A 21,416-nucleotide genomic window follows, 5' to 3' on the forward strand; every position below is an offset into this window, starting at 1 on the left:
GTTATTCGCTGGCCCGCGCGAGCGACTTATTTCGAATGCCTGAGGATCTCCCGATGACGCCTAACCGCCCGTTTCTACTGACTGTCCTTCCTCTCGCTGGGGCTGCTGCCATGTTGGCCGGATGTTCGCGGGAAGGCGAGCTCGTCATCAACCAGGGCGTCGGGATCGCCGCGATTCGTTCGGTCTGTCCTGCTGTCGGGGTGCCCGATTTCACCGGAAACGTTACCACCTTCCAGTCCGCAGGGGACAAGACGGTCGCCAATATGGACGTCACCGCCTCCATCACCAACGTACGCAGCACGTGCAACGACACCAGCGAAAAGGTCTACTCGGAAGCGACGTTCGACGTTTTGGCCCGGCGGACCAACACGTCCGGTGCGCGCCGGGTTGAACTCCCGTACTATTCCGCAGTGCTGCGCGGCGGCAGTGCCGTCCAGGCCAAGCGAATCGGCACCGTGGTGATCGACTTCGCCGATGGCCAGGAACGCGCGCAGGCCAGTGCCAAGGCCGGCGCCTTTGTCGACCGCGCCGAAGCCACCTTGCCCGCGGAAATACGCGAGCAGATCACTCGCCGCCGCCGCCCTGGGGATGTCGACGCCGCGCTCGATCCGCTGGCCGATCCGCAGGTCAAGGCTGCCCTGGCGCGCGCGACATTCGAATTGCTGGTCGGCTTCCAGTTGACCGAGGAACAGCTGGGTTACAACGCCACCCGTTAACTCCCGGCGCGGCGGCCCTGCCATCAAGCTAGTGCGACCGCGCAGGTTTAGCGCCGCGGATGCTTGCGATTCCGGCGGGTTCGTCTAACCGCTCTGGTCATGTCGAAACCAACCGAAGCCGCGCCGCTGCAAACGCTCCACTCCGCCTTCGCGGAGAAGGTGGGCGCGATCCTGAACGCCCTCGAGATGGAGGGGGCATTGCCGCCCGGCAGCTCCCGTTCGAACGTCGCGGTGGAGCCGCCGCGCGATCCCAGTCACGGCGATCTCGCAACCAACGCTGCCATGGTACTGGCGAAGCAGGCCAAGACCAATCCGCGCGACCTAGCGGTGAAGATTGCCGAGAAGCTCAAAGCCGACCCGGACGTCGAATCGGCGGAGATTGCCGGCCCCGGGTTCATCAACATGCGGCTGTCGGATGCGGCATGGCGCGCCGAGTTGCTAGCGATCGCGACCTTGGGCAGCGATTACGGCCGCTCCGACGTTGGCGACGGCGTTACGGTCAACATCGAATATGTTTCGGCCAACCCGACCGGGCCGATGCATATGGGCCATTGCCGCGGCGCGGTGGTTGGCGACGCGCTGGCGACCTTGCTGGAGTTCGCCGGGAACAAGGTCATCCGCGAATATTACGTCAACGATGCCGGATCGCAGGTCGATACGCTCGCGCGGTCCGTGCACCTGCGTTACCGCGAGGCGCTCGGCGATGCCATCGGCGCCATTCCCGAGGGTCTGTACCCTGGTGACTATCTGGTGCCGGTCGGCGAGGCCTTGGCAAAGGAGCTCGGCGAACGGTTCAAGGATGCCGATGAGGAGCACTGGTTGCCGGTATTCCGTGCTCACGCGGTCGATGCGATGATGGACATGATCCGCGCCGACCTTGCGCTGTTGGGTATCAAGCATGACGTATTCTCGTCCGAGGCGGCACTGCAAATCGCGGGCAAGCCGGCCGAAGCGGAGGCGTGGCTGCGCCAGCACGATTTGGTTTACGACGGGGTTCTGGAAGCGCCCAAGGGCAAGGTTCTCGACGATTGGGAAGCGGTCGAACTCCCGCTGTTCCGGTCCACCCGCTTCGGCGACGATCAGGACCGGCCAATCAGGAAGTCGGACGGAAACTGGACCTATTTCGGGGCCGATCTCGCCTACCACATGCAGAAGGCCGAAAACGCCGACGCGCTGATCGACATCTGGGGGGCCGATCATTCGGGCACGGTCAAGCGGATCAAGGCTGCCGTGGCGGCGCTGGCAGAAGGTCAACACAAGGCGATCCCGTTCGACGTCAAGCTGGTCCAGATGGTCCAGCTGATGCGCGCTGGCGACCCGGTAAAGATGTCGAAACGCTCGGGCAATTTCATCACCATCGCCGACATGGTGGAGGAAGTGGGCAAGGATGTCGTCCGCTTCACCATGCTCAGCCGTAAACCCGAAGCGCAGATGGAGTTCGACTTCGCCAAAGTGGTGGAGGCTTCGAAGGACAATCCGGTGTTTTACGTGCAATATGCCAGCGCGCGGATCCATTCGACCTTGCGGAAAGGCGCTGCCGAAGGCTTCGCGCCGTCGCCTGATCACATCGCCGCCCTCGGTGCGGAGGAACTTGAACTGGTCAAGCACGCCGCACAGTTTCCCCGCGTGGTGGAGGCCGCAGCGCACGCCCGCGAACCGCACCGGTTGGCGTTCTATCTGTATGAACTCGCAGGGGAGTTTCATGCTTATTGGAATTTGGGTAATGATAACACGTTAAAGCGGTTCATCGTGGCACAGGACGCCGATTTGAGCGGGGCAAGGCTTTTCCTTGCCAGCCAGATCGGGCAGGTCCTGCGCAATGGTCTCGCCCTGCTTGGGGTGGAGGCAGTGGAGGAGATGTAACGAATGTCGGGTTTCGAGGGAGACGGCCGCGAAAGCGACGAGCCGATTGAAACCGGCGCGGGAGCGGAAAATTCCGCTGATGACGCCGAAGAACTGTCCCTGGTCGAAGATGACGAGCCGCTTCCATGGCTTGAATCGAGCGACTACGGAGACGAGGACGAGGGTGTCGACACAAGCCGTATTGTCGGTTTTGTCCTGATCGCGGCGCTGGCGCTGCTGGCGTTGTTCGGGGCGATCTGGTTCTTCTCCAATCGCACTTCCGATAGCGGGTTGGTCGCCGACGGCAGCACCATCGAAGCTCCGCCGGGACCAGTCAAGGAACGACCGGAAGATCCCGGTGGCCGCAATTTCGCGGGGACGGGCGATGTCGCGCCCGCAGTGGGCGAAGGCCAGTCCCGCGAAGGCCGGATTGCCGAGAAGATTGTCCCCAAACCAAGCGTTTCGACGATAAAGCCAGCCGACGCGGCTCCGGCGGATGGGAAAACGTCATCGGCGGCGGCGCCAGCGGCAGCAAGCGGCATAGCCGTCCAGGTTGGCGCCTATTCGAACAAGGCGGATGCGGAAGCGGGCTGGAATGCCCTCAACCGCCAGACCGACGCTCTGCAGGGCTATAATCACCGGATTGTCGAAGGGGTGGCTGATATCGGTACGGTCTACCGGCTCCAGGCGATCGCAGGGAATTCTGCTGGGGCGAGAGGCCTCTGCGAAAAACTTCGCGCTGATGGACTTGCCTGCCAAGTCAAATAGCTGGCGCGCCAACGGCTCAGACTGCTGAATTTGGGGGCCGGAAGCATGCAGTTTCCGGCCCCTTCGCTTTACCGCATCCGAAAGCCGCCGGGTATCCACATTGCCGGTGCGGTGAAACCTTGCGAAACATCCGTATTCCTGCGACTTTCACAGCATGACACCTGCCATTTTCGGTATCTCCGGCCATAGTCTTACCGCAGAAGAGCGCGCGTTCTTCGGCGAGGCCGATCCGGCGGGCTACATCCTGTTCGGGCGCAATTGCGATACGCCAGAACAAGTTCGCTCGCTAACGGACGAGTTGCGCGAACTCCACGGGCGGGACCGGTTGTTCATCTGTATCGATCAGGAAGGCGGCCGCGTCGCGCGCCTGCGCCCGCCGCATTGGGCGGGCTTTCCGGCTGGCGAGGTGTTCGACCGCCTGTACGATATCGCCCCTGCAACCGCGATCGAAGCGGCGCGGGCGAATGCCGAGGCACTAGGCATTGAATTGTCGCACGCCGGCATCACCGTCGACTGCCACCCGCCGCTCGATGTCCGCCAGCCCGGCGCGCATGACGTGATCGGCGACCGTGCGCTTGGCTCCGAACCCCTGCGGGTGGCCGCGCTGGGCCGCGCGATCCTCGACGGTTTGGCCCGCGCAGGTGTGGCAGGCTGCATCAAACACATGCCCGGACATGGCCGGACCACCACCGACACGCATAAGGAAATGCCGACTGTCACCGCCAGCGAAGCGGAGCTGGAGATCGATCTCGCCCCGTTCAAGGCGCTGGCAGACGCCCCCATCGGTATGACCGGCCATCTGCTGTTTACGGAGTGGGATGCTGAGAATGCGGCGACGTTTTCGCCCTATGTTATCGAGACCATCATTCGCCAGCGGATCGGTTTCGATGGGCTTCTGCTGACCGATGACATCGATATGGAAGCTCTTTCCGGGACTATTCCGGAACGCTCTGGACGGGCGCTTGCGGCCGGCTGCGACCTGGTGCTCAATTGCTGGGCGAGAATGGACGATATGCGCGGGATTGCCGAACGACTGCCAGCGATGCCGGGCAAGACGGCCCAGCGGCTCGAGCGGGCGCTGGCCGTCACGCGCATCGACGGACCTCAGAACGACAAGACGGAACTGCTGGCGCGGCGGGATGCGCTGCTCGCGGCAGCGGGGGTTGCCGCATGAACGCTCCGGATATGGTGCTTGATCTTCAGGGGCATGACCCGGACGAAGATGAATGGACCGGCCCCGGATCAGCGCCGGACGATGACGCTGCGCTTTATCTCGAACTTGACGGGTGGGAGGGACCGCTGGACCTTCTGCTCGACCTCGCCCGTCGACAGAAAGTTGATTTGCGTTCGATCTCGATCCTCGAGCTGGTCGACCAATATCTAGTCTACATCAACCGGGCAGAAGCCATGCGGCTCGAACTGGCGGCCGATTATCTGGTGATGGCAGCGTGGCTGGCCTATCTCAAATCGTCACTGCTGCTGCCGAAGGAAGAGCAGGAAGAACCGGGCCCGGAAGAATTGGCCTTGCGGTTGCAGCTACGTCTCCAGCGGCTGGGCGCCATGCGGGAAGCGGCCGCCCGGCTGATGGCGCAGGACCGGATCGGGCGCGATGTGTTCTTGCGCGGATCGCCAGAGGGTTTGCGGATCGATCGCCGGACACAGTGGGGATGCGACTGGTTCGCGCTGGTCCAGGCCTACGGGCAGGTCAAGGCGCGGACGGCCCCGGCGGTGCACATGGTCCGCAATCGCCCGGTGATGACTTTGGAAAGCGCGGTCGACCGGGTTTCGGCAATGTTGGGCGTCACGCTCGACTGGATACTGCTGGAAGAATTCCTGCCGCCCCATGCCGAACCGCGCCTGCGCCGGTCAGCGCTCGCGTCTAGCTTCGTCGCGGCGCTGGAATTGGCCCGAACCGGGCGCGCGGAATTGGCGCAGGACGTGATTTTCGGCCCGCTACGTTTGCGGCGGGTCCCCGCGTGAATTCCGGCCCGGGGGAATTGCAGCGAGCAGTGGAGGCGACCCTGTTTGCTTCCGAGACGCCTATGAGCGTGGAAGCCCTGGCAGCCCATCTGGGCGCTGCGGCGCTCGCCGATATTCGGGCAGCCTTGCAAGATATCGCCGCCGATTATGCGCCGCGCGGCGTTCACCTGGTCGAGCGGGCCAAGCGCTGGCATTTCGAAACCGCGCCGGACCTTGCCCATTTGCTGCGGCGCGAACGGGAGCAGGTCCGCCGGTTGTCGCGCGCGGCCACCGAAGTGCTCGCGATCATCGCCTATCACGAGCCGGTCAGCCGAGCCGAGATCGAATCGATTCGCGGGGTGCAGACGGCCAAGGGCACGCTGGATGTCCTTCTGGAAGCGGGATGGGCAAGAGTTGCGGGGCGCCGCGAGGTGCCGGGCCGTCCGGTCATCTACGCTACGACTCCAGAGTTCCTTGAGCACTTCGGCCTCGCATCGCGCCGGGACCTGCCGGGTATCGACGAACTGCGCGCAACCGGGTTGCTTGATCCGGTAGACGATGCCTATGATGCGCTGACCGGCCTGGAAGAGGGCTTCGACGTTACGGAAGCGCCGGACACCGCCATCCCCCAGGCAGAGTGACCGCGGAATTGCAGCGCTTGAAACGGCGCTGGAATATGCACCGGTAAGCGCCTATATTGCCATCACACTCAATCGGAAGGTTCATCATGTCGCTCGGCCCCTGGCAGCTTATTATCATTGCGCTGGTTATCCTCGTCCTGTTCGGGCGTGGCCGGATTTCCGAAATGATGGGTGATTTCGGCAAGGGGATCAAAAGCTTCAAGCAGGGCATGAACGAAGAAGACACTGCGCCAGGCAAATCGGCCCAGCGCATCGAAGGGCCGGCCGCGGACGCCAAGCCGGCGACCACTGCGACGACGGAAGACCCCGCGAAGAAATCCGATACCCTGGGATAATCCGCTTCCCGATTTTTTGGCCCCTGATCGTTAAGGCGAGCCGCTTAAATGTTTGATATTGGTGCAAGCGAATTGCTGGTCATCGTGATCGTGGCCGTGCTGGTCATCGGTCCCAAGGACCTGCCGCTCGCATTGCGCACGGCCGGGCGTTGGATCGGGAAGATCCGCCGCGTTTCCGCCCAGTTCCGTTCCGGTTTCGATGCCATGGTGCGCGAAGCTGAAATGGAGGAGATGGAAAAGAAGTGGCGCGAACAGAATGCCAAAATCATGGCTGAAAATCCTGACAATGCCGGGGGCGAGGGTGGGCCTGCCGAGATCGGCCCAGAGATGACCCCGCTGTCCGCCACTGCCGAGGGTAAAACCGGAGTGACTCAAAAATCTCATCCGGATGCGAGCGCCGCTCAACAGGACGTCGAGGCGGACAAGGATGAACCCTTGTTGCCGCTCGGCAAGCCGGAAGGTCAATAGACAGCCGTGGCGATAAAGATTCGCGATATCGACGAAACGCAGGCTCCGTTGCTCGATCACCTGATCGAGCTTCGAAGCCGCCTGATGCGCTGCGTGCTGGCGCTCGTGGTGGCCTTTGCGGGCTGTTTTGTTTACGCCAACGAGATTCTCGGATTCCTAGTCCGCCCGCTGACGGAGGCGTTTCCCCCGGGAACCGGCCAGTTGATCTTCACCCAGCTTTACGAAGTGTTCTTCGTCGAGTTGAAGGTAGCGCTGTTTGCAGGGTTTTTCGTGAGCTTCCCGATCATCGCCAACCAGCTATGGGCGTTCGTCGCGCCCGGTTTGTATGTGAAGGAAAAGAAAGCATTCCTGCCGTTTCTAATCGCGACCCCCGTGCTGTTCACGGCGGGCGCATCGCTCGCGTATTTCGTGGTGATGCCGACCGCCTTCAAATTCTTCCTTGGTTATGAAGGCTCGGCCGGCGGGCTGAAGATCGAGGCACTGCCATCCGCAGGTGAGTATCTGGCGCTGGTGATGCAATTCATCCTCGCGTTCGGGATCAGCTTCCTGCTGCCGGTGCTGCTGCTGCTGCTGAACCGTGCGGGTATCGTCTCCCGCTCACAATTGGTCGGCGCGCGGCGCTATATTATTGTCCTGGTGCTGATCGTGTCGGCGGTGGTGACGCCGCCTGATCCAGGGTCTCAGTTGATCCTGGCGGTGCCGCTGCTGCTGCTGTTCGAAGGATCGCTGGGTATCATGTGGCTAGGCGAACGGCGTGACCGCAAGGCAGTGGAAGCAGAGTCTGCTGAAACTACCGAAAAACCCAACACTCCCTAAGTATAACGCTCGGAGAATTCTTTTGCCGCGCGCGGCACATAATACGGAACTTGCGCGGGCGACTTTGTGTAAATCGGGATTGGACACAAAAAAACGGGGCCGTATGGCCCCGTTTTTAGTGTCTATGTCAGTACGCCTTAGGCGCTGATTGGATCGTCGTCATTGCCGCCGGCAGCGATCACGATACCAGCGATAACGGCTGCAGCAGCCAGAAGCGCGATAATGATGCCCGAACCACCTTCAAGGTCGCTCTCTTCCTGAGCAACAGGAGCGGAAACGCGATCGACACTGGCCGAAGGCGCAGCAAGTGCTGGCGAAGCAGCGAGTGAAAGAGCAGCCGTAGCGGCAAGCAAATTACGGAATTTCATAGATTAACTCTCCTTAGAGGGGCATTTTTTCAAAACTCGGTGTCCTGTTAGGACAAGTGACCTTGGGTGGCAACCCCGCTGGGTTGAAAAGAACCGTGATGTGCCAAAATTGTGACACCATTTCGGCCCTTTACTGTCGCAACCCGGCAAACCAAACGGTTTGTCCTTAGGCTGATCACTGTAAGGGACGCGCAGTGCTCCAGTTCCTGACATTCGGGACACTAGCGCAAATATCCAAAGAAAGTCCTAATCCGACCGTCTGGTTATCGCCGGCTGCCCCCTTTTTCTTCCGAATCATAGACCCTTTCGCCTCCCACCCACGTCTGCAGCACCTGGGTGGCCCGAATTTCTTCCGGCGAGGCTAACAGCAGATCGCGGTCGACCAGCACGAAATCGGCCCGCTCGCCTTCCACCAGTCGGCCGAAGCGTCCTTCGGCAAAGCCTGCAAAAGCGCCGCCATAAGTAAACGCAGTCAGCGCCTGTTCGCGTGTGACCCGTTCCTGAGGCTGCCAGCCGCCGAAAGGCTGGCTCGCAGCGTCTGTCCGGGTAAACGCGGCGGCGAGGCCCGCGAAAGGATCGATCGATTCGACCGGAGCGTCCGAACCGAACGCCAGCGGTGCGCCTGCATCGGCGATACTGTTCCACGCATAGGCCCCGGCGAGCCGGCCTTGGCCAAGCCGGGCTTCCGCCATCGTCCTGTCCGATGTCTGGTGTACCGGCTGCATCGACGCGATGATCCCGTGCTTGCCGAACAGCGCGAGTTCTGCGGGATCGACAATCTGGGCATGCTCGACCCGCCAGCGCCGGTCGCCTTCGTAGGTACCGGACATATCCTCGATCGCCCCCAGCACCTCGGAATTTGCGGCATCGCCGATCGCGTGGATCGCGACCTGAAATTTGTCCAACGCGGCGCGGCTCATCAAATTGCGTAGCTGCGAGGAGTTCATCGACGGTAGCCCGACATTGCCGGCATCGTCCGCATAGGGCTGTTTGAGCCACGCACCGCGCGAACCCAAGGCACCGTCGAGATACAGCTTAACGCCGTTGAGGCGCAGCCTGTCGTTATAAAGCCACGGCGAAGGCCCAGGCCCGCCGATCAGTTCCATCGCATCGACACCGCCGGCGTACGACATGATCCGCATCTTGAGCGCGCCTTTGTCGCCTGCTCGACGAAAACTCTGCCAATCCTCGATGCTGGTGCCCATGTCCGCGACTGCGGTGACTCCGTTTCGAAGCATGATCTCCTGCGCTTCCTGCAGGGCGAGGTCGCGGTCCTCAGGCCGGGGTCGCGGCACTTTCGCGGCGACCATGCTCATGGCTTCGTCGACAAAAATGCCTGAGGGTGCCCGCGAGCCGGAAGCACGCTCGATCCTGCCGCCCGCCGGGTCCTTGCTGGCGGCGGTCACCCCGGCAAGGTTGATTGCAGCGCTGTTGGCCCATCCGGCATGGCCGTCTACCCGCTCTAGCCAGACTGGACGGTCGGAAACGACGGCGTCCAGTTCGGCAGCGGTGGGAAATCGGCCGAGACCCCATTTCTCCTGGTTCCAGCCGGTGCCGACAATCCAGCGGCGCCCGGGGTTTTCCGCGGCGTAAGTGGCGATCTTCGCTTGCGCTTCGGCGAGCGACGCGGTGTCGGACAGGTCGAGCGTCAGCGCGGCAAATCCCACGCCCAGGACGTGAGCATGGGCGTCGATCATCCCGGGAATGACGAACTGCCCCTTTCCGTCGAGCAGGTAATCGACCCCGCTGGGGCGCTGGTCCCCGCGCTTCAGGACCAGTTTGACCTTGCCGTCATCATCGATCCACAGGCCGGTGAAGCGGTCGACCTTGCCATCCTCGTCGATAGTGATGCCTTGCACGTTGTCGACCAGCGTATCCGCCGCGGCCGGTGCGGCAATTCCGAGCGCCAACGCAGCGGCGGAGCATGAAAAGACGTAAGCAAGGCGGTCTGCGGTCATGGGGGACATCGGGGTTCGTTCCATCAAGTGTTTCCTCGCGGCAGGCGGCGGATCAGCGAACTTGTGTCGAGCCTGCCCCCGCCGGTCTGTTGAATTTCAGCATAGAATTTGTCGACCATCGCAGTCACCGGCGACTCGAGGCCCAGCCGGTCGGCTTCCTCAAGCGCGTAACCAAGGTCCTTGCGCATCCAGTCGACTGCGAAACCGAAATCGAATTCGTCCTTAACCATGGTCGGCCAGCGGTTTTCCATCTGCCAGCTTTGCGCGGCCCCGCCGGATATCGCCTCCAGAACCTTGTCGGTATCAAGGCCCGCGGCGACCGTCAGGCGGATCGCTTCGCTGAGCCCCTGGAGGATGCCCGCGATACACATCTGGTTGGCCATCTTGGCCGTCTGACCAGCGCCGCATGCCCCGACATGGACGATCCGCGCGCCATAAGCGCCCATCACCGGGCGGGCGCGCTCGAACGCTTCCCCGGTTCCGCCGCACATGACCGCCAGCTTGCCGCTGACCGCGCCCGCCTGTCCGCCGGAGACCGGGGCGTCGAGGGTCATGAAACCCTGCTCGCCTGCCGCCGCCCCCAATTCCCGCGCCCTGTTTGCCGAAACGGTGGTGTGATCGATGAACAACGCACCCGGCTCAATGGCCGAGAATGCCCCGTCGGCGCCGAGGGTAACCTCGCGGAGATCCTCGTCATTGCCGACGCAGGTAATGACGATCTCCGCACCTTGCGCTGCGAGGGCAGGGGTGGCGGCGATTTCTGCGCTACGGCCCCGGTTGCCTTGTTCCTCCAGCCAGCTTTCCGCCCGGCTCCGGGTGCGGTTGAACACAGCGAGGCGATTGCCGGCAGAGAGCAAGTGGCCTGCCATCGGCCCGCCCATCACGCCCAGCCCGATGAATGCGACTTTACCTTGTACGATCATCGGGGCGGAATGCGTCAAGACGCCGCGCAAAGCAAATCCATTGGCCGAAAATATAATGGCATTGGCAGGAAAATGCTGGCGCCTGTTTCCCCGCTGCAACAATTCGCCTATCGGAATGCCATGAACACCAGTCCTTCCCTGTCGCCCGTAAACGCGAACCCTGCTGCTACGGCGCCCCGCGATCACCCCTGCGACGCGCCGATCGAGGCCCTGTCGATCGAGAGCATTCGCGCGGCTGCGGAACGGATCAAGGACGCGGTGGTGCGCACGCCCACGATGCACAGCATCACCCTGTCGCAAATGACCGGCGCGGAGATCTGGCTGAAATTCGAGAACCTGCAATTCACAGCCGCGTATAAGGAACGCGGTGCGCTCAATGCGCTGCTGCTGATGGACCCGGAGCGCAGGGCGCGGGGCGTGATCGCGGCTTCGGCCGGCAACCATTCGCAGGGGCTCAGCTTTCACGGGCGGCGGCTGGGCGTGCCGGTGACAATCGTCATGCCGCGCACCACGCCGACGGTCAAAGTCATGCAGACGGAAAGCGTTGGCGGCCAGGTCGTACTTGAAGGCGAGACGTTCGACGAAGCCTACGCCCATGCGCGCAAGCTGGAGATCGAGCTCGGACTTACCTTCGTCCATCCGTTCGATGATCCCGATGTCGCGTCGGGCCAGGGAACGGTCGCGCTGGAAATGTTCGAGGATGCGCCCGATCTCGATTGCATCGTCACCCCGATTGGCGGCGGCGGGCTGATTTCCGGAATGGCTACGGTTGCGCGCGCGCTGAAGCCCGACATGAAGGTATACGGTGTCCAGGCGGCTCTGTTTCCATCGATGTACGCCAAGATAAAAGGCACCGAAATGCCGTGTAGCGGGGATACGCTGGCGGAAGGTATCGCAGTCAAATATCCCGGCGAGTTCACGTCGCGGGTCGTTGCCGACCGGGTCGACGATATCCTGCTGGTAGACGAAGCGGCGCTCGAGAAGGCGGTTTCGCTATTGCTGCAGATCGAGAAGACCGTGGTCGAAGGAGCCGGGGCTGCAGGCCTCGCTGCAGTGCTCGCGCATCCGGAGAAATTCGCCGGCCGCAAGATCGGGCTCGTCCTGTGTGGCGGCAATATCGACACGCGGCTGCTGGCAAACGTGCTGCTACGCGATCTTGCTCGCTCTGGCCGTTTGGCGCGCCTGCGCATCACCCTGCAGGATCGCCCCGGTTCGCTCTACAAGGTCATGAGCGCGTTCCACGAGCACAACGTCAATATCATCGAGATCTATCACCAGCGGATTTTCACCAACCTGCCAGCCAAGGGCTTGATCACCGATATCGAGTGCGAAGCGCGTGACCGGGAACAGCTCGACGCACTGGTGCAGTCGCTGCGAACCTCCGGCTACGTGGTCAATCCGGTGGAACTGGACTGACAGCGGGAGATTTCGCCCGAATGGCGCCGGTCATATTCCGGAAACTGTGCAAAATAAGAAACGCTTAACCGTATTAGATGGTTAAGGACCTTTTACTGGCGGTTATCAAATGGCATAGTCCGGAGGCAGATCGCGCCGACCGAGCGATTCCCTGCCGAAAGGATTTTCAGCTGCCGTGACGGCCCACGTTCGCTTCCCTCGCTTCTTCGTGACGACGCCCGCGCCGTGTCCCTATTTGCCGGGTCGCAGCGAGCGCAAGGTGTTCACGGAACTGAAGGGTCCGAACTCGGACCAGCTGAACGAAGCGCTGGGCCGAATCGGATTTCGCCGAAGCCAGACGGTCGCTTACCGCCCGAGCTGCAGCAATTGCAGCGCCTGTGTGTCGGTGAGGGTGATCACTGACGAGTTTGAGCCATCTTCTACCCAGCGCAAGAATTTGCGGCGCAACAGCGACCTGGTGACCACCGAATGTCGCCCGTGGGCCACCGAGGAACAATTCGAACTCTTGCAGCGTTATCTCGGTGTTCGCCACCCGGGTGGCGGCATGGCCTCGATGGATGAGATTGACTATGCAGATATGGTGGAACATACGCCCGTCTCGAGCTATGTTATTGAATATAGAGAGCCTTCGGAAGATGGGGAACCGGGCCGATTGATTGGGGCTTGTCTAACGGATCGTCAGAGCGACGGCTTGTCGATGATCTACAGTTTTTATGATCCTGAACACGAGGCACGGTCCGGGCTTGGCAATTACATTATCCTTGATCACATCCGCCGTGCGGCGGAACAGGGTCTGCCTTATGTCTACCTCGGCTATTGGGTCGAAGGTTCGGATCGCATGCGGTATAAGATCCGCTATCGTCCGATGGAGCGGCTCACCCGTGACGGTTGGCAGCAATTCTCACCCGATCAGCAAAGTGATCTCATTTCCGACACCTTCAGCGGTGTGGAGCGGGATGCCGCAGCCGTCTCCAGTCCGGCCAAGGACGGCACCCAGGACCAATACAACCTTAAATAGCATCGCTTTAAATGGCATAGCACGCGTTTGGCGACTGCCATGCGCGTTCGCCGGACTGCTAATTGTCAGCGGGTCGCTATCCGCGTCTGCCGCGCTGGCGCAAGACACCCAGGCGCCGCCCCGGCTGGAAGACCTGATCCCCGATTCTGCGGTTGAAAATCCGGAGGACTGGGCTGACGACATCGATACGGCAAATACTCCGGTAGATGAACTTTCGGAACCGGTGCTCGAACCCAATTCACCCTTGGCGGAATTGCCTGCGATGGAAGTTCCGTGGCCAGACGAGCAATTGGAACTGCCGGAACTGGTTCGCCTTCCGCGGGATGAAACGATCGAATTCGCCGAAGTGGAAGGTATCGAGGGGCAAGAAACGGATGACGAGTTCGCGGCGCTCGCCGATGCCCAGTTGGAGCAGGTCAACGACCAGCTGACACTCGCATTTCCGGTCGAAGCTGCATCTTTCCCGGTAAGGGAGGAATTCGTCAGCCGGTTCAAAGCGCTGTCCACGATCGAAAGCCTGTCGGACGAAGAAGGCTCGATCGCGCAATTGGCCGCACGGGCGCGGGCGGACGAGGAACTGCTTGAACAATTGCTCGAAATCTACGGCTATTACGACGCCCAGATCATTCGCTCGGTATCGGGTCGCACCGGGCGCCGCGAGCAAGCGGCCGGGTCGGAAGCTCCTCCTGAACGCGCGGCGCAGGCGAAGCCCTCGGTGCGGTTCGACATCATTCCCGGTCCCCTGTTCCGGTTTGGTGCCATCAACCTGGGCGAGCTGAGCCAGGCACCCGACGCGGGCGCTTTGCGCCAGGCATTCGAAATTAACACCGGCGATCCGCTTTCGAGCGATGCCATCGTCGAGGAGCAGATCGATCTCGACGTCGCGCTCGGCGAGACTGGTTATCCGTTCGCGGAAATCAATGAACCGGAACTGCTGGTAGACCACGCCCGGACCGAGGGCGATCTGACGATGATCGTACTGCCCAAGGGCAAGTATGTCTTCGGGAACGTCATCAGTGACATGCCGGAATTCCTTTCCAGCAAGCACCTAGAGACAATCGCCCGTTTCGATGAAGGCGATGTCTATCAGCGCAGCCTTGCGCTCGATCTTCGGCGCGCGATCACCGCCACCGGCTTGGTATCGACGGTCGTGGTGACGCCGCGTGAAGTGACCCCGCCATCGGGCGACCAGCCGGGCGTCGTGGCGATGGATGTAGCGCTGACCGAGGCGCCCCTGCGGACCATAGCTGGCGCGATCGGTTACGGCACTGAAGAGGGTATTCGCGTCGCCGCCAGTTGGGAACACCGCAACCTGTTCCCTTCCGAAGGCGCGCTGCGCCTGCGCGGTATCATCGGTACCCAGGAACAGCTGGCGGGGATAACTTTCCGCAAGAACAATTTTGGCGGACGTGACCGGGTGCTGACGCTGGATGCGTACGCCTCCACGGTCGACAATAACGCCTTCGACGCCAACACCGCCGCGCTTGTGGGTACATACGAGCGCGTGTCCAACCTGCTGTTCCAGAAGCCGTTCAGCTGGGGCGTCGGTTTCGAATTGCTGGCGACAGCCGAACGGCCCGCCGGGGTCGACGGTCTGCAGGAAGAACGGCAGACCTACTTCATCGCCGCCTTGCCGGTACGGGGCCTGATCGATTCCACGGATGACCTGCTCGACCCGACCGAAGGATTCCGGCTGGGCGCACGGCTGTCGCCAGAGATTTCGCGGAGCGAGGGGACGGAGAGCTTCTACCTCCGCAGCCAGGTCGATGCGAGTTACTACAAACAGATAAATGACAAGGTCGTGCTGGCGACCCGTGCTCGCTTCGGCAGCATCCCAGGAACTGCGCTGCAGAATATCGCACCGTCACGCCGCTTTTACGCAGGCGGCGGCAGTTCGGTCCGCGGTTATGGCTACCAGGCCATCGGACCGCAGGACACGCTGGGCGAACCAAGCGGCGGACGCTCGCTGGTCGAGCTGTCGTTCGAAGCGCGCATCAAGACCGGCTTTTTCGATGGTGCCCTTGCTGTGGTGCCATTTGTCGACGCTGGCTCGGTCGGAACCGGCCCGACGCCCGATTTCGATGATATCCGCATCGGGGCGGGTGTCGGGGTGCGCTATTACACCGGCTTCGGGCCGATCCGCGTCGATGTCGCGACGCCCATCAATCCAGGCCCCAATGACAGCCCGATCGCGGTCTACGTTTCGCTTGGTCAGGCTTTCTGATGGTTGACGGCGTGGATGAAGTCGAGGGTCAGGAAGTCGGTCATCAGGATCCGGCAACGAGCCCGGCACGGCGCAGCCGTAGCCGCCGGATTACGCGGTGGGTCGTAGGTGCTCTCGCAGCGCTGGCGATACTGCTGATAGCCGCGTTCGCGGTGCTCAACAGCCCGATCGGCAAGCGGTTCATTGCCGACCAGATCGCCCAGGTGGCACCTGCGTCGGGACTCCGGTTCGAAGTCGGCCGCATTGACGGTGATATTTTTGGCGAGGCGGTGCTGCATGATGTCGTGCTGCTTGATCCCAAGGGAAGATTCCTGACGATTCCGGTTGTGGAACTGGACTGGCGGCCGCTTAGCTGGATCACCAAGGGGCTGGACATCCGCAATCTTACGGCACGTCGCGGCGATTTGCTGCGCATGCCGGAATTGCTTCCGGGAGATCCGGACGCTCCGATCCTCCCCGATTTCGACATCCGGATCGACCGGTTCGTGATCGACGACCTGACCCTGGCGCCGGGCATCGCAGGAGAAGAGGCGCAGCGGGTCAACTTGACTGCCCAGACGGATATCCGCGACGGACGGGTGTTCGTGAAAGCCGATGGCCGGCTCGGCCAGCGGGACCGGATATACGCCCTGATCGACGCGGAGCCCGATGGCGACAAATTCGATATCGAGATGGATTACATCGCCCCGCAGGACGGCGTGCTGGCGGGTATGCTGGGCGCGGATGCGCCGTACCGCGGGGTCATTACCGGTGACGGGACCTGGAGCAGCTGGAAGGGTGCATTGCTGGTCCGGCGAGCCGAGGAGCGCGCTGCGGCCTTCATGATTACCAACCGCGCTGGCGAGTATACGATTTCCGGACAAGCCTATCCTGAGCCCTGGCTGACGGGGTTGCCCGCCAGCGCGTTGGGCGAAGCAGTCGGCTTGATTGCCAGGGGCACCCTCGAAGACAGTGTGCTGGACGGCAACGTCTGGCTATTCGGCCAAGCGGTTGAAGCGACAGCCGCCGGCGTCGTCGATCTCGCTGGCAACGCGTTCCAAACTCTTGAAATTGGTGCGCGGCTGACGGATCCTGCGTTGCTCGGAAGTGATCTGCGGCTCGAAGGTGCCTCGCTTAGTGCGACGCTGGACGGCGCATTCCGCGACCTGTCGATCCCGCACGAACTTGCGGTCGAGCGGTTTGTTTCGGGCGAAACGGTGATTACCGGCATCACCCAACAGGGCACCGCAACCTATGACGGAACTCGGTGGGTGCTACCGCTTACGGCAGAGGTGGAGCGGGTTTCTACTGGCACTGCTCTGCTGGACCCGCGGCTGGTTGGCGGACGCTTGAACGGAACGGTGTTTTATACCGGCAACCGCGTGCTGTCGGACGATCTCGTGATAGATTTCGGCGACCTGACGGCGCGCCTCGCACTCCAAGGCGACGTTGAACGAGGCACCTATGCGTTGGCGGGACCCGTCAATGTCACGGGTCTGCCGCTCGAGAATGTCGGCAATGTGAGCGGCACGGCAAAGATCCTGCTTACCCTGCCGGCATCGGCTCCGTGGACCTTGGCGGCCGATTTCAACGGTCGTATTCCCAACGTAACCAACGCTACGCTGGCCAATCTTGCTGGCGAGGCGATTGCGTTTCGCGGCGGGGTAACTCTGGGCGGTGCGTCCGCCGGAGGGCTGACGCCGATCACGTTCCGCAACGTGGTGGTCGGTGCGAGCAAGTTGTCACTTCGAATGAATGGCCGCGTGGCAGGCGGGACGACCACGCTCGCCGGTTCGGGCAACCACACGCAATACGGCGACTTCACCGTCGAGGCGGCGGTGACTGACGCCGGACCCGAAGCTGTGCTGGTGTTCGCCAACCCCTTGCCGGCCGCAGGCTTGACGGACGTGCGCGTCGCGATAGCGCCGACCGAAGAAGGCTTCGCTATCGATACGGAAGGCGGATCGCTGCTCGGGCCGTTCGCCGGGCAACTGGGACTTTATGCGCCCGAAGGCGGCCCGACCCGGATCGCGGTAGAGACGCTGACAGTCTGGAAAACTGCGATCACCGGTGACATTACCTTGTCGGACGCTGGCGCGTCGGGTGCGCTGGCTCTATCCGGCGGCGGACTGGACGGCACTATAGCACTGTCACCGCGCAGCGGCGGGCAGGCGTTCGATGTCGACATTCGAGCCAGACGCGCGTCCTTTGGCGGCGAGACTCCAATCTCCATCGCCCGGGCTGACATCGAAGCGAGCGGGTTGTTTCGATCGAGCGATAACGCGCTGGAAACGCGCAGCACCATCACCGGCAATATTTTCGCCGAGGGCATCAGCTACGGAAACCTGTTCATCGGACGGTTGGCAGCCAGGGCGGACCTGACCAATGGGCAAGGGCCGATTACCGCATCGCTGTCCGGGCGAAGGGGTGGGCGGTTCAACCTGCAGCTCAACGCCAACGTCGCAAGTGACCGGATCGATCTGGTCGCCCGGGGAGATTTCGCCGGACGCCGGATCGGGATGCCGCGCCGTGCGGTCCTGACCAAGCTCGACGATGGCGGATGGAGACTGGCTCCGTCGCAGATTTCGTTCGGACGCGGGTTTGCGATCGCGGAGGGACGTTTCGGTGGCCGCGGCCCGACGGAGCTAGAATTGAAGCTGGCAAACATGCCGCTGTCGCTGGTGGACATCGCCGTCGCGGATTTCGGTCTTGGTGGGACCATTTCCGGGATCATCGATTATCGCGGTCAGGCAGGGCAACTTCCGGCGGGTAGCGCCCGGCTGAAGATCGATAATCTCAGCCGCTCCGGCCTGGTGCTCACCTCCCGGCCAATCGATGTCCTGCTGGTTTCCCGCCTGACCGGACAGCAACTCGAGACGCGGGCAGTGATCGACGAGGGCGGAGAGCGCCGTGGGCGGATGCAGGCGCGCATTACCGATATGCCCGCGTCGGGCGATCTTCTCAGCCGGCTCGAAGCGGGCGACCTTTTCGCGCAGTTGCGCTTCGCCGGACCGGCGGATGCTTTGTGGCGGCTTTCGGCAATCGAGACTTTCGACCTGACCGGTCCGGTGTCCGTAGCGGCCGACGTGACCGGATCGCTTAACAATCCGCGGGTCCGCGGATCGGTATCCAGTGACAATTTGCGGATGCAGAGCGCGCTGTCGGGGACTGACGTGAACAATATCACGTTGCGCGGTAGCTTTGCCGGTTCGCTGCTCCGCCTTAACCGGTTCAGCGGTACAGCGGTAAACGGGGGAAGCGTCAGCGGCAGCGGAACGGTCGATCTCGGAGAACTGACGACGTCCGGCCCGAAGATCGACATCAAGATTGCCGCCAAAAACGCGCGCTTGCTCGACGCCGCCGGGCTCAGTGCGACCGTGACCGGACCGCTGCGGATCATTTCCAGCGGTTCGGGTGGAACCATCGCCGGCCGGCTCTTGATAAATCGTGCGGCCTGGACGCTGGGCAGCGCAGCCTCGGCGGAAGATCTGCCGCAAATCAAGACCACCCAGATCAACACCGCAGCCGATATCGCCCCGTCGCGGGTGCGTTCGAATCCGTGGCGGTACCTGATCGATGCCCGCGCGCCGAGCCGGGTGGACGTCGACGGGATGGGCCTCGACAGTGAATGGTCCGCCGATATCATCCTGCGCGGAACGACCAGCGACCCGAGAATTGGCGGAGAAGCGAATGTCATCCGCGGCAGTTACAGCTTTGCCGGCACGCGGTTCGAACTGACCAGGGGGGAGATCGATTTCGATGCAAACGTGCCGATCGACCCTCGAGTAGATATCGAGGCCGAGACTTCGGCCGACGGGATCGATGTCACCGTGAGCGTCGAGGGCAACGCCCTGCAGCCCGAGATCACCTTCACTTCCACGCCGCCTCTTCCGGAGGAAGAAATCCTGTCGCGGCTGCTGTTTGGCGGTTCGATTACCGAATTGTCCGCCACGGACGCGCTCCAGTTGGGGGCCGCCTTGGCGAGCTTGCGCGGCGGCGGGGGCATGGATCCGATAAACCAGTTGCGGACCGCGATCGGTCTCGACCGGTTGAGGATCGTCAGCGCCGATCCGGCGCTCGGACGGGGAACCGCCGTGGCAGTCGGCAAGAACATCGGCCGACGTTTCTACGTCGAGATTATAACCGACGGCGGCGGTTACAGCGCCACGGAAGCGGAATTCCGGGTGACCAGCTGGCTGTCGTTGCTTGCGAGCATTTCCACAATCGGGCGCGAGAGCGTGTCGGCGGAGATCAGCAAGGACTACTGACGAAAGCCTGGCTTCAGCTTCCGGAGTACAGCTTCGCTTCTTCCGCGCGGCGGCGGACCAGGCCCTTCATCACCCGTCCGCCAGCACGGTTCCGCCGAGAGAATTCCGCCAGCGCGCCGCGGTAATCCTGCGCGCGGTGTAGTCGTGCCAGGGTGGCCCGGCGGATTGCGCCAGTATTGTAATGCAAGCATACCAGCGCATCGAATTGTGGTTGCGAGGTGGGCGCGCCGACCAAGGCGTCACTGACATCGGCCGCATAGCGGAGGAGGTCGGCGACGAGGCGGTCATCGCATTCTTGTTGGGACCAGACAGTGTCTTGAGCGACGCCCGCGCCGGTCGCACCCCAACCGATTGTCCAAGGCGCGCCGCCAGTTCCCGGATCGGGATAGGCCTCGAACATGCCATCACGGCGGATCCGTGCGCAGCCTTCAAATGTCTTGATAAGTGCCACGCCCGCGGGCGAAATTAGCCGGGCTCCAGGCTTTTGCCGAGAGACGCCGCAGTCTGCCTCCACGGATGCTACCCGGTCGATGGCCTGATCCAGCTTGGCCACGTCCGCTTGTACCAGCTTGCGGCCAAGGATGCCGCGAACCGAATCGAAAATTACCTTGCGGTCCATGGAGCTTGCCCTCTCATCTACTGGAAGGGTCAGAGCAATAGGCACGTTAGTGTTCTGTAGGAAAACCATTTCATCGCAGTAGCCCCATGAGCTTGTAAAGAACTCTTGACTGACAAGAGCTCTTTACAGTAAAGAGCTCTTTACAAGCTGCAACGGGAATTTGGATGCTCAACCGGGTCAAGGAATTTCGCGAAGGAAGCGGCTGGAGCCAGGGCGAACTGGCGCGCCGGCTGGGAGTTTCGCGGCAGACCATCAACGCGGTCGAGACTGACAAATACGATCCCAGCCTGCCGCTCGCGCTGCGAATGGCCAAGCTGTTCGGCGCTGCTGTGCCAGATTTGTTTATCGATGAGTGGGAGCCACAAGGGGAATGATGATGACCAGGGAACACGGAGATATTGCAAAGGCGCCGTTCAAGTGGCGGAAACTCATTACGTCGGTGCTGATTGGCGGCGTTGCCGGTTTTCTGGCGGCGTCCGGGTTCATGCAACTGGTTGATAGCGAAGCGCTCGGTAGGCTGAACGCCTCGCGCGAAATCGCTGGTTTGGTCGGCATTCTCTATCTGATGACCGGAGCATTTGTAGGAATTGGCGCGATCAATCCCGGCGTCGGTGCACGCTTCCTCAATGTGGAGGATGCCGACGAACTTCGCGAACAGCGCAAGGTGTTGGGGCTAAGCGCGCTCGGGATGATCGCATTCGGCGCGGTGCTGGTGATCCTTGCCTTGGCGGCGCCAATTGGTCCGATCCCGCCAGGGTTTGCCTTGGCAGGGGTAATTGCACTGATGGTGTTCTCGTTCATTACCGGTGCGCGTCAGACCCGGTTGACGGATGAGTTGATGAAGGCGGTCTCCCGAGAATCGACCTCGTTGGCCTTTTACCTGCTGTTCCTGTTCGGCGGGGGATGGGCGGCTTTGGCCCATCTGGGCTATGCGGCAGGTCCTGCCATGCTCGACTGGATCACGATGTTCGCGGCCCTGATGCTCATTTCGGCATTCTGGGTATGCGGCCGCCGCGGGATGCTGATGCCGCGCTGAGAACGTCCGGATCGGAGCGGTCCTGACGGATTTGTGCACGCCGTGATTTTCACAGGCCTCGA

Annotated in this window: 19 protein-coding genes; 15 read left to right on the top strand and 4 right to left on the bottom strand. The window is 62.2% G+C overall.

Annotated features, from left to right (window positions below; genetic code table 11):
- Positions 1 to 53 precede the first annotated feature (53 nt).
- From GRI65_RS11880 to tatC, 9 genes are all read left to right on the top strand, one after another.
- Positions 54 to 716 (top strand): hypothetical protein, encoded by a 663-nt coding sequence (locus GRI65_RS11880; RefSeq protein WP_160756783.1) that lies wholly within the window; start codon positions 54 to 56, stop codon positions 714 to 716.
- A gap of 99 nt (positions 717 to 815) precedes the next feature.
- Positions 816 to 2,579, top strand: a complete 1,764-nt coding sequence (argS, locus tag GRI65_RS11885; protein WP_160756784.1) for an arginine--tRNA ligase — start codon at positions 816 to 818, stop codon at positions 2,577 to 2,579.
- 3 nt (positions 2,580 to 2,582) lie between these two features.
- Positions 2,583 to 3,326, top strand: coding sequence for an SPOR domain-containing protein (locus GRI65_RS11890; protein WP_160756785.1), 744 nt, complete (start codon positions 2,583 to 2,585; stop codon positions 3,324 to 3,326).
- Positions 3,327 to 3,480: 154 nt separating this feature from the next.
- On the top strand, positions 3,481 to 4,500 hold the full coding sequence (nagZ, locus tag GRI65_RS11895) for a beta-N-acetylhexosaminidase (RefSeq protein WP_160756786.1): 1,020 nt from the start codon (positions 3,481 to 3,483) through the stop codon (positions 4,498 to 4,500).
- A complete protein-coding gene (locus GRI65_RS11900) occupies positions 4,497 to 5,306 on the top strand; it encodes a segregation and condensation protein A (RefSeq protein WP_232844120.1) in 810 nt (269 codons plus the stop codon). Before nagZ ends, GRI65_RS11900 begins: the two co-directional genes overlap by 4 nt.
- Positions 5,303 to 5,926, top strand: a complete 624-nt coding sequence (gene scpB / locus GRI65_RS11905) for an SMC-Scp complex subunit ScpB (protein ID WP_160756787.1) — start codon at positions 5,303 to 5,305, stop codon at positions 5,924 to 5,926. Before GRI65_RS11900 ends, scpB begins: the two co-directional genes overlap by 4 nt.
- Before the next feature lie 86 nt (positions 5,927 to 6,012).
- Complete coding sequence (gene tatA, locus GRI65_RS11910; protein ID WP_160756788.1) at positions 6,013 to 6,261, top strand: twin-arginine translocase TatA/TatE family subunit; 249 nt, start codon at positions 6,013 to 6,015, stop codon at positions 6,259 to 6,261.
- Positions 6,262 to 6,309: 48 nt separating this feature from the next.
- Positions 6,310 to 6,729: a Sec-independent protein translocase protein TatB gene (gene tatB / locus GRI65_RS11915; RefSeq protein WP_160756789.1), complete on the top strand. Its 420-nt coding sequence runs from the start codon at positions 6,310 to 6,312 to the stop codon at positions 6,727 to 6,729.
- A 6-nt stretch (positions 6,730 to 6,735) separates the two neighbouring features.
- Complete coding sequence (tatC, locus tag GRI65_RS11920; protein WP_160756790.1) at positions 6,736 to 7,545, top strand: twin-arginine translocase subunit TatC; 810 nt, start codon at positions 6,736 to 6,738, stop codon at positions 7,543 to 7,545.
- 137 nt (positions 7,546 to 7,682) lie between these two features.
- On the opposite strand, the gene GRI65_RS11925 is transcribed toward tatC, so the two are convergent.
- The 3 genes from GRI65_RS11925 to GRI65_RS11935 form a co-directional block, all read right to left on the bottom strand.
- Positions 7,683 to 7,913: a hypothetical protein gene (locus GRI65_RS11925; protein ID WP_160756791.1), complete on the bottom strand. Its 231-nt coding sequence runs from the start codon at positions 7,911 to 7,913 to the stop codon at positions 7,683 to 7,685.
- A 263-nt stretch (positions 7,914 to 8,176) separates the two neighbouring features.
- The gene (locus tag GRI65_RS11930) at positions 8,177 to 9,871 is read right to left on the bottom strand and encodes an amidohydrolase (RefSeq protein ID WP_202391334.1); all 1,695 of its coding nucleotides are present in this window, start codon (positions 9,869 to 9,871) and stop codon (positions 8,177 to 8,179) included.
- Positions 9,872 to 9,894: 23 nt separating this feature from the next.
- Positions 9,895 to 10,794 carry an NAD(P)-dependent oxidoreductase gene (locus GRI65_RS11935; RefSeq protein ID WP_160756792.1) on the bottom strand — a complete coding sequence of 300 codons (900 nt, stop codon included), beginning with the start codon at positions 10,792 to 10,794 and terminating at the stop codon, positions 9,895 to 9,897.
- A 120-nt stretch (positions 10,795 to 10,914) separates the two neighbouring features.
- On the opposite strand from GRI65_RS11935, the gene GRI65_RS11940 reads away from it, so the two are divergent.
- The 4 genes from GRI65_RS11940 to GRI65_RS11955 all read left to right on the top strand — a co-directional run bounded on the left by GRI65_RS11940 (position 10,915) and on the right by GRI65_RS11955 (position 19,699).
- A complete protein-coding gene (locus tag GRI65_RS11940; protein ID WP_160756793.1) occupies positions 10,915 to 12,210 on the top strand; it encodes a threonine ammonia-lyase in 1,296 nt (431 codons plus the stop codon).
- A gap of 175 nt (positions 12,211 to 12,385) precedes the next feature.
- Complete coding sequence (locus GRI65_RS11945) at positions 12,386 to 13,228, top strand: arginyltransferase (RefSeq protein ID WP_160756794.1); 843 nt, start codon at positions 12,386 to 12,388, stop codon at positions 13,226 to 13,228.
- A 223-nt stretch (positions 13,229 to 13,451) separates the two neighbouring features.
- The gene (locus GRI65_RS11950; protein ID WP_332872647.1) at positions 13,452 to 15,452 is read left to right on the top strand and encodes an autotransporter assembly complex protein TamA; all 2,001 of its coding nucleotides are present in this window, start codon (positions 13,452 to 13,454) and stop codon (positions 15,450 to 15,452) included.
- A complete protein-coding gene (locus tag GRI65_RS11955) occupies positions 15,452 to 19,699 on the top strand; it encodes a translocation/assembly module TamB domain-containing protein (RefSeq protein ID WP_160756796.1) in 4,248 nt (1,415 codons plus the stop codon). The genes GRI65_RS11950 and GRI65_RS11955 overlap by 1 nt, the downstream gene beginning before the upstream one ends.
- A gap of 13 nt (positions 19,700 to 19,712) precedes the next feature.
- On the opposite strand, the gene GRI65_RS11960 is transcribed toward GRI65_RS11955, so the two are convergent.
- The gene (locus GRI65_RS11960) at positions 19,713 to 20,318 is read right to left on the bottom strand and encodes a lysozyme (RefSeq protein WP_160756797.1); all 606 of its coding nucleotides are present in this window, start codon (positions 20,316 to 20,318) and stop codon (positions 19,713 to 19,715) included.
- Between the two features lie 164 nt (positions 20,319 to 20,482).
- Here GRI65_RS11960 and GRI65_RS11965 point away from each other — a divergent pair, with 164 nt between their 5' ends.
- Together GRI65_RS11965 and GRI65_RS11970 are read left to right on the top strand one after the other, a co-directional pair.
- The gene (locus GRI65_RS11965; protein ID WP_160756798.1) at positions 20,483 to 20,692 is read left to right on the top strand and encodes a helix-turn-helix transcriptional regulator; all 210 of its coding nucleotides are present in this window, start codon (positions 20,483 to 20,485) and stop codon (positions 20,690 to 20,692) included.
- A 2-nt stretch (positions 20,693 to 20,694) separates the two neighbouring features.
- The gene (locus GRI65_RS11970) at positions 20,695 to 21,354 is read left to right on the top strand and encodes an MFS transporter (protein ID WP_160756799.1); all 660 of its coding nucleotides are present in this window, start codon (positions 20,695 to 20,697) and stop codon (positions 21,352 to 21,354) included.
- Positions 21,355 to 21,416 lie beyond the last annotated feature (62 nt).

Origin of the sequence: Allopontixanthobacter sediminis (genome assembly GCF_009828115.1) — a bacterium.
In the GTDB taxonomy this organism is placed as follows: domain Bacteria; phylum Pseudomonadota; class Alphaproteobacteria; order Sphingomonadales; family Sphingomonadaceae; genus Allopontixanthobacter; species Allopontixanthobacter sediminis.

Excerpts from the sequence above, each read along its gene's own strand:
- GRI65_RS11935 (WP_160756792.1), bottom strand. The coding sequence starts at position 10,794 with ATGATCGTACAAGGTAAAGTCGCATTCATCGGGCTGGGCGTGATGGGC.
- GRI65_RS11890 (WP_160756785.1), top strand. The coding sequence starts at position 2,583 with ATGTCGGGTTTCGAGGGAGACGGCCGCGAAAGCGACGAGCCGATTGAA.
- GRI65_RS11970 (WP_160756799.1), top strand. The coding sequence starts at position 20,695 with ATGACCAGGGAACACGGAGATATTGCAAAGGCGCCGTTCAAGTGGCGG.
- GRI65_RS11880 (WP_160756783.1), top strand. The coding sequence starts at position 54 with ATGACGCCTAACCGCCCGTTTCTACTGACTGTCCTTCCTCTCGCTGGG.
- tatA (WP_160756788.1), top strand. The coding sequence starts at position 6,013 with ATGTCGCTCGGCCCCTGGCAGCTTATTATCATTGCGCTGGTTATCCTC.
- GRI65_RS11900 (WP_232844120.1), top strand. The coding sequence starts at position 4,497 with ATGAACGCTCCGGATATGGTGCTTGATCTTCAGGGGCATGACCCGGAC.
- GRI65_RS11965 (WP_160756798.1), top strand. The coding sequence starts at position 20,483 with ATGCTCAACCGGGTCAAGGAATTTCGCGAAGGAAGCGGCTGGAGCCAG.
- nagZ (WP_160756786.1), top strand. The coding sequence starts at position 3,481 with ATGACACCTGCCATTTTCGGTATCTCCGGCCATAGTCTTACCGCAGAA.
- GRI65_RS11925 (WP_160756791.1), bottom strand. The coding sequence starts at position 7,913 with ATGAAATTCCGTAATTTGCTTGCCGCTACGGCTGCTCTTTCACTCGCT.
- GRI65_RS11955 (WP_160756796.1), top strand. The coding sequence starts at position 15,452 with ATGGTTGACGGCGTGGATGAAGTCGAGGGTCAGGAAGTCGGTCATCAG.
- GRI65_RS11960 (WP_160756797.1), bottom strand. The coding sequence starts at position 20,318 with ATGGACCGCAAGGTAATTTTCGATTCGGTTCGCGGCATCCTTGGCCGC.
- GRI65_RS11940 (WP_160756793.1), top strand. The coding sequence starts at position 10,915 with ATGAACACCAGTCCTTCCCTGTCGCCCGTAAACGCGAACCCTGCTGCT.
- GRI65_RS11930 (WP_202391334.1), bottom strand. The coding sequence starts at position 9,871 with ATGACCGCAGACCGCCTTGCTTACGTCTTTTCATGCTCCGCCGCTGCG.
- argS (WP_160756784.1), top strand. The coding sequence starts at position 816 with ATGTCGAAACCAACCGAAGCCGCGCCGCTGCAAACGCTCCACTCCGCC.
- tatB (WP_160756789.1), top strand. The coding sequence starts at position 6,310 with ATGTTTGATATTGGTGCAAGCGAATTGCTGGTCATCGTGATCGTGGCC.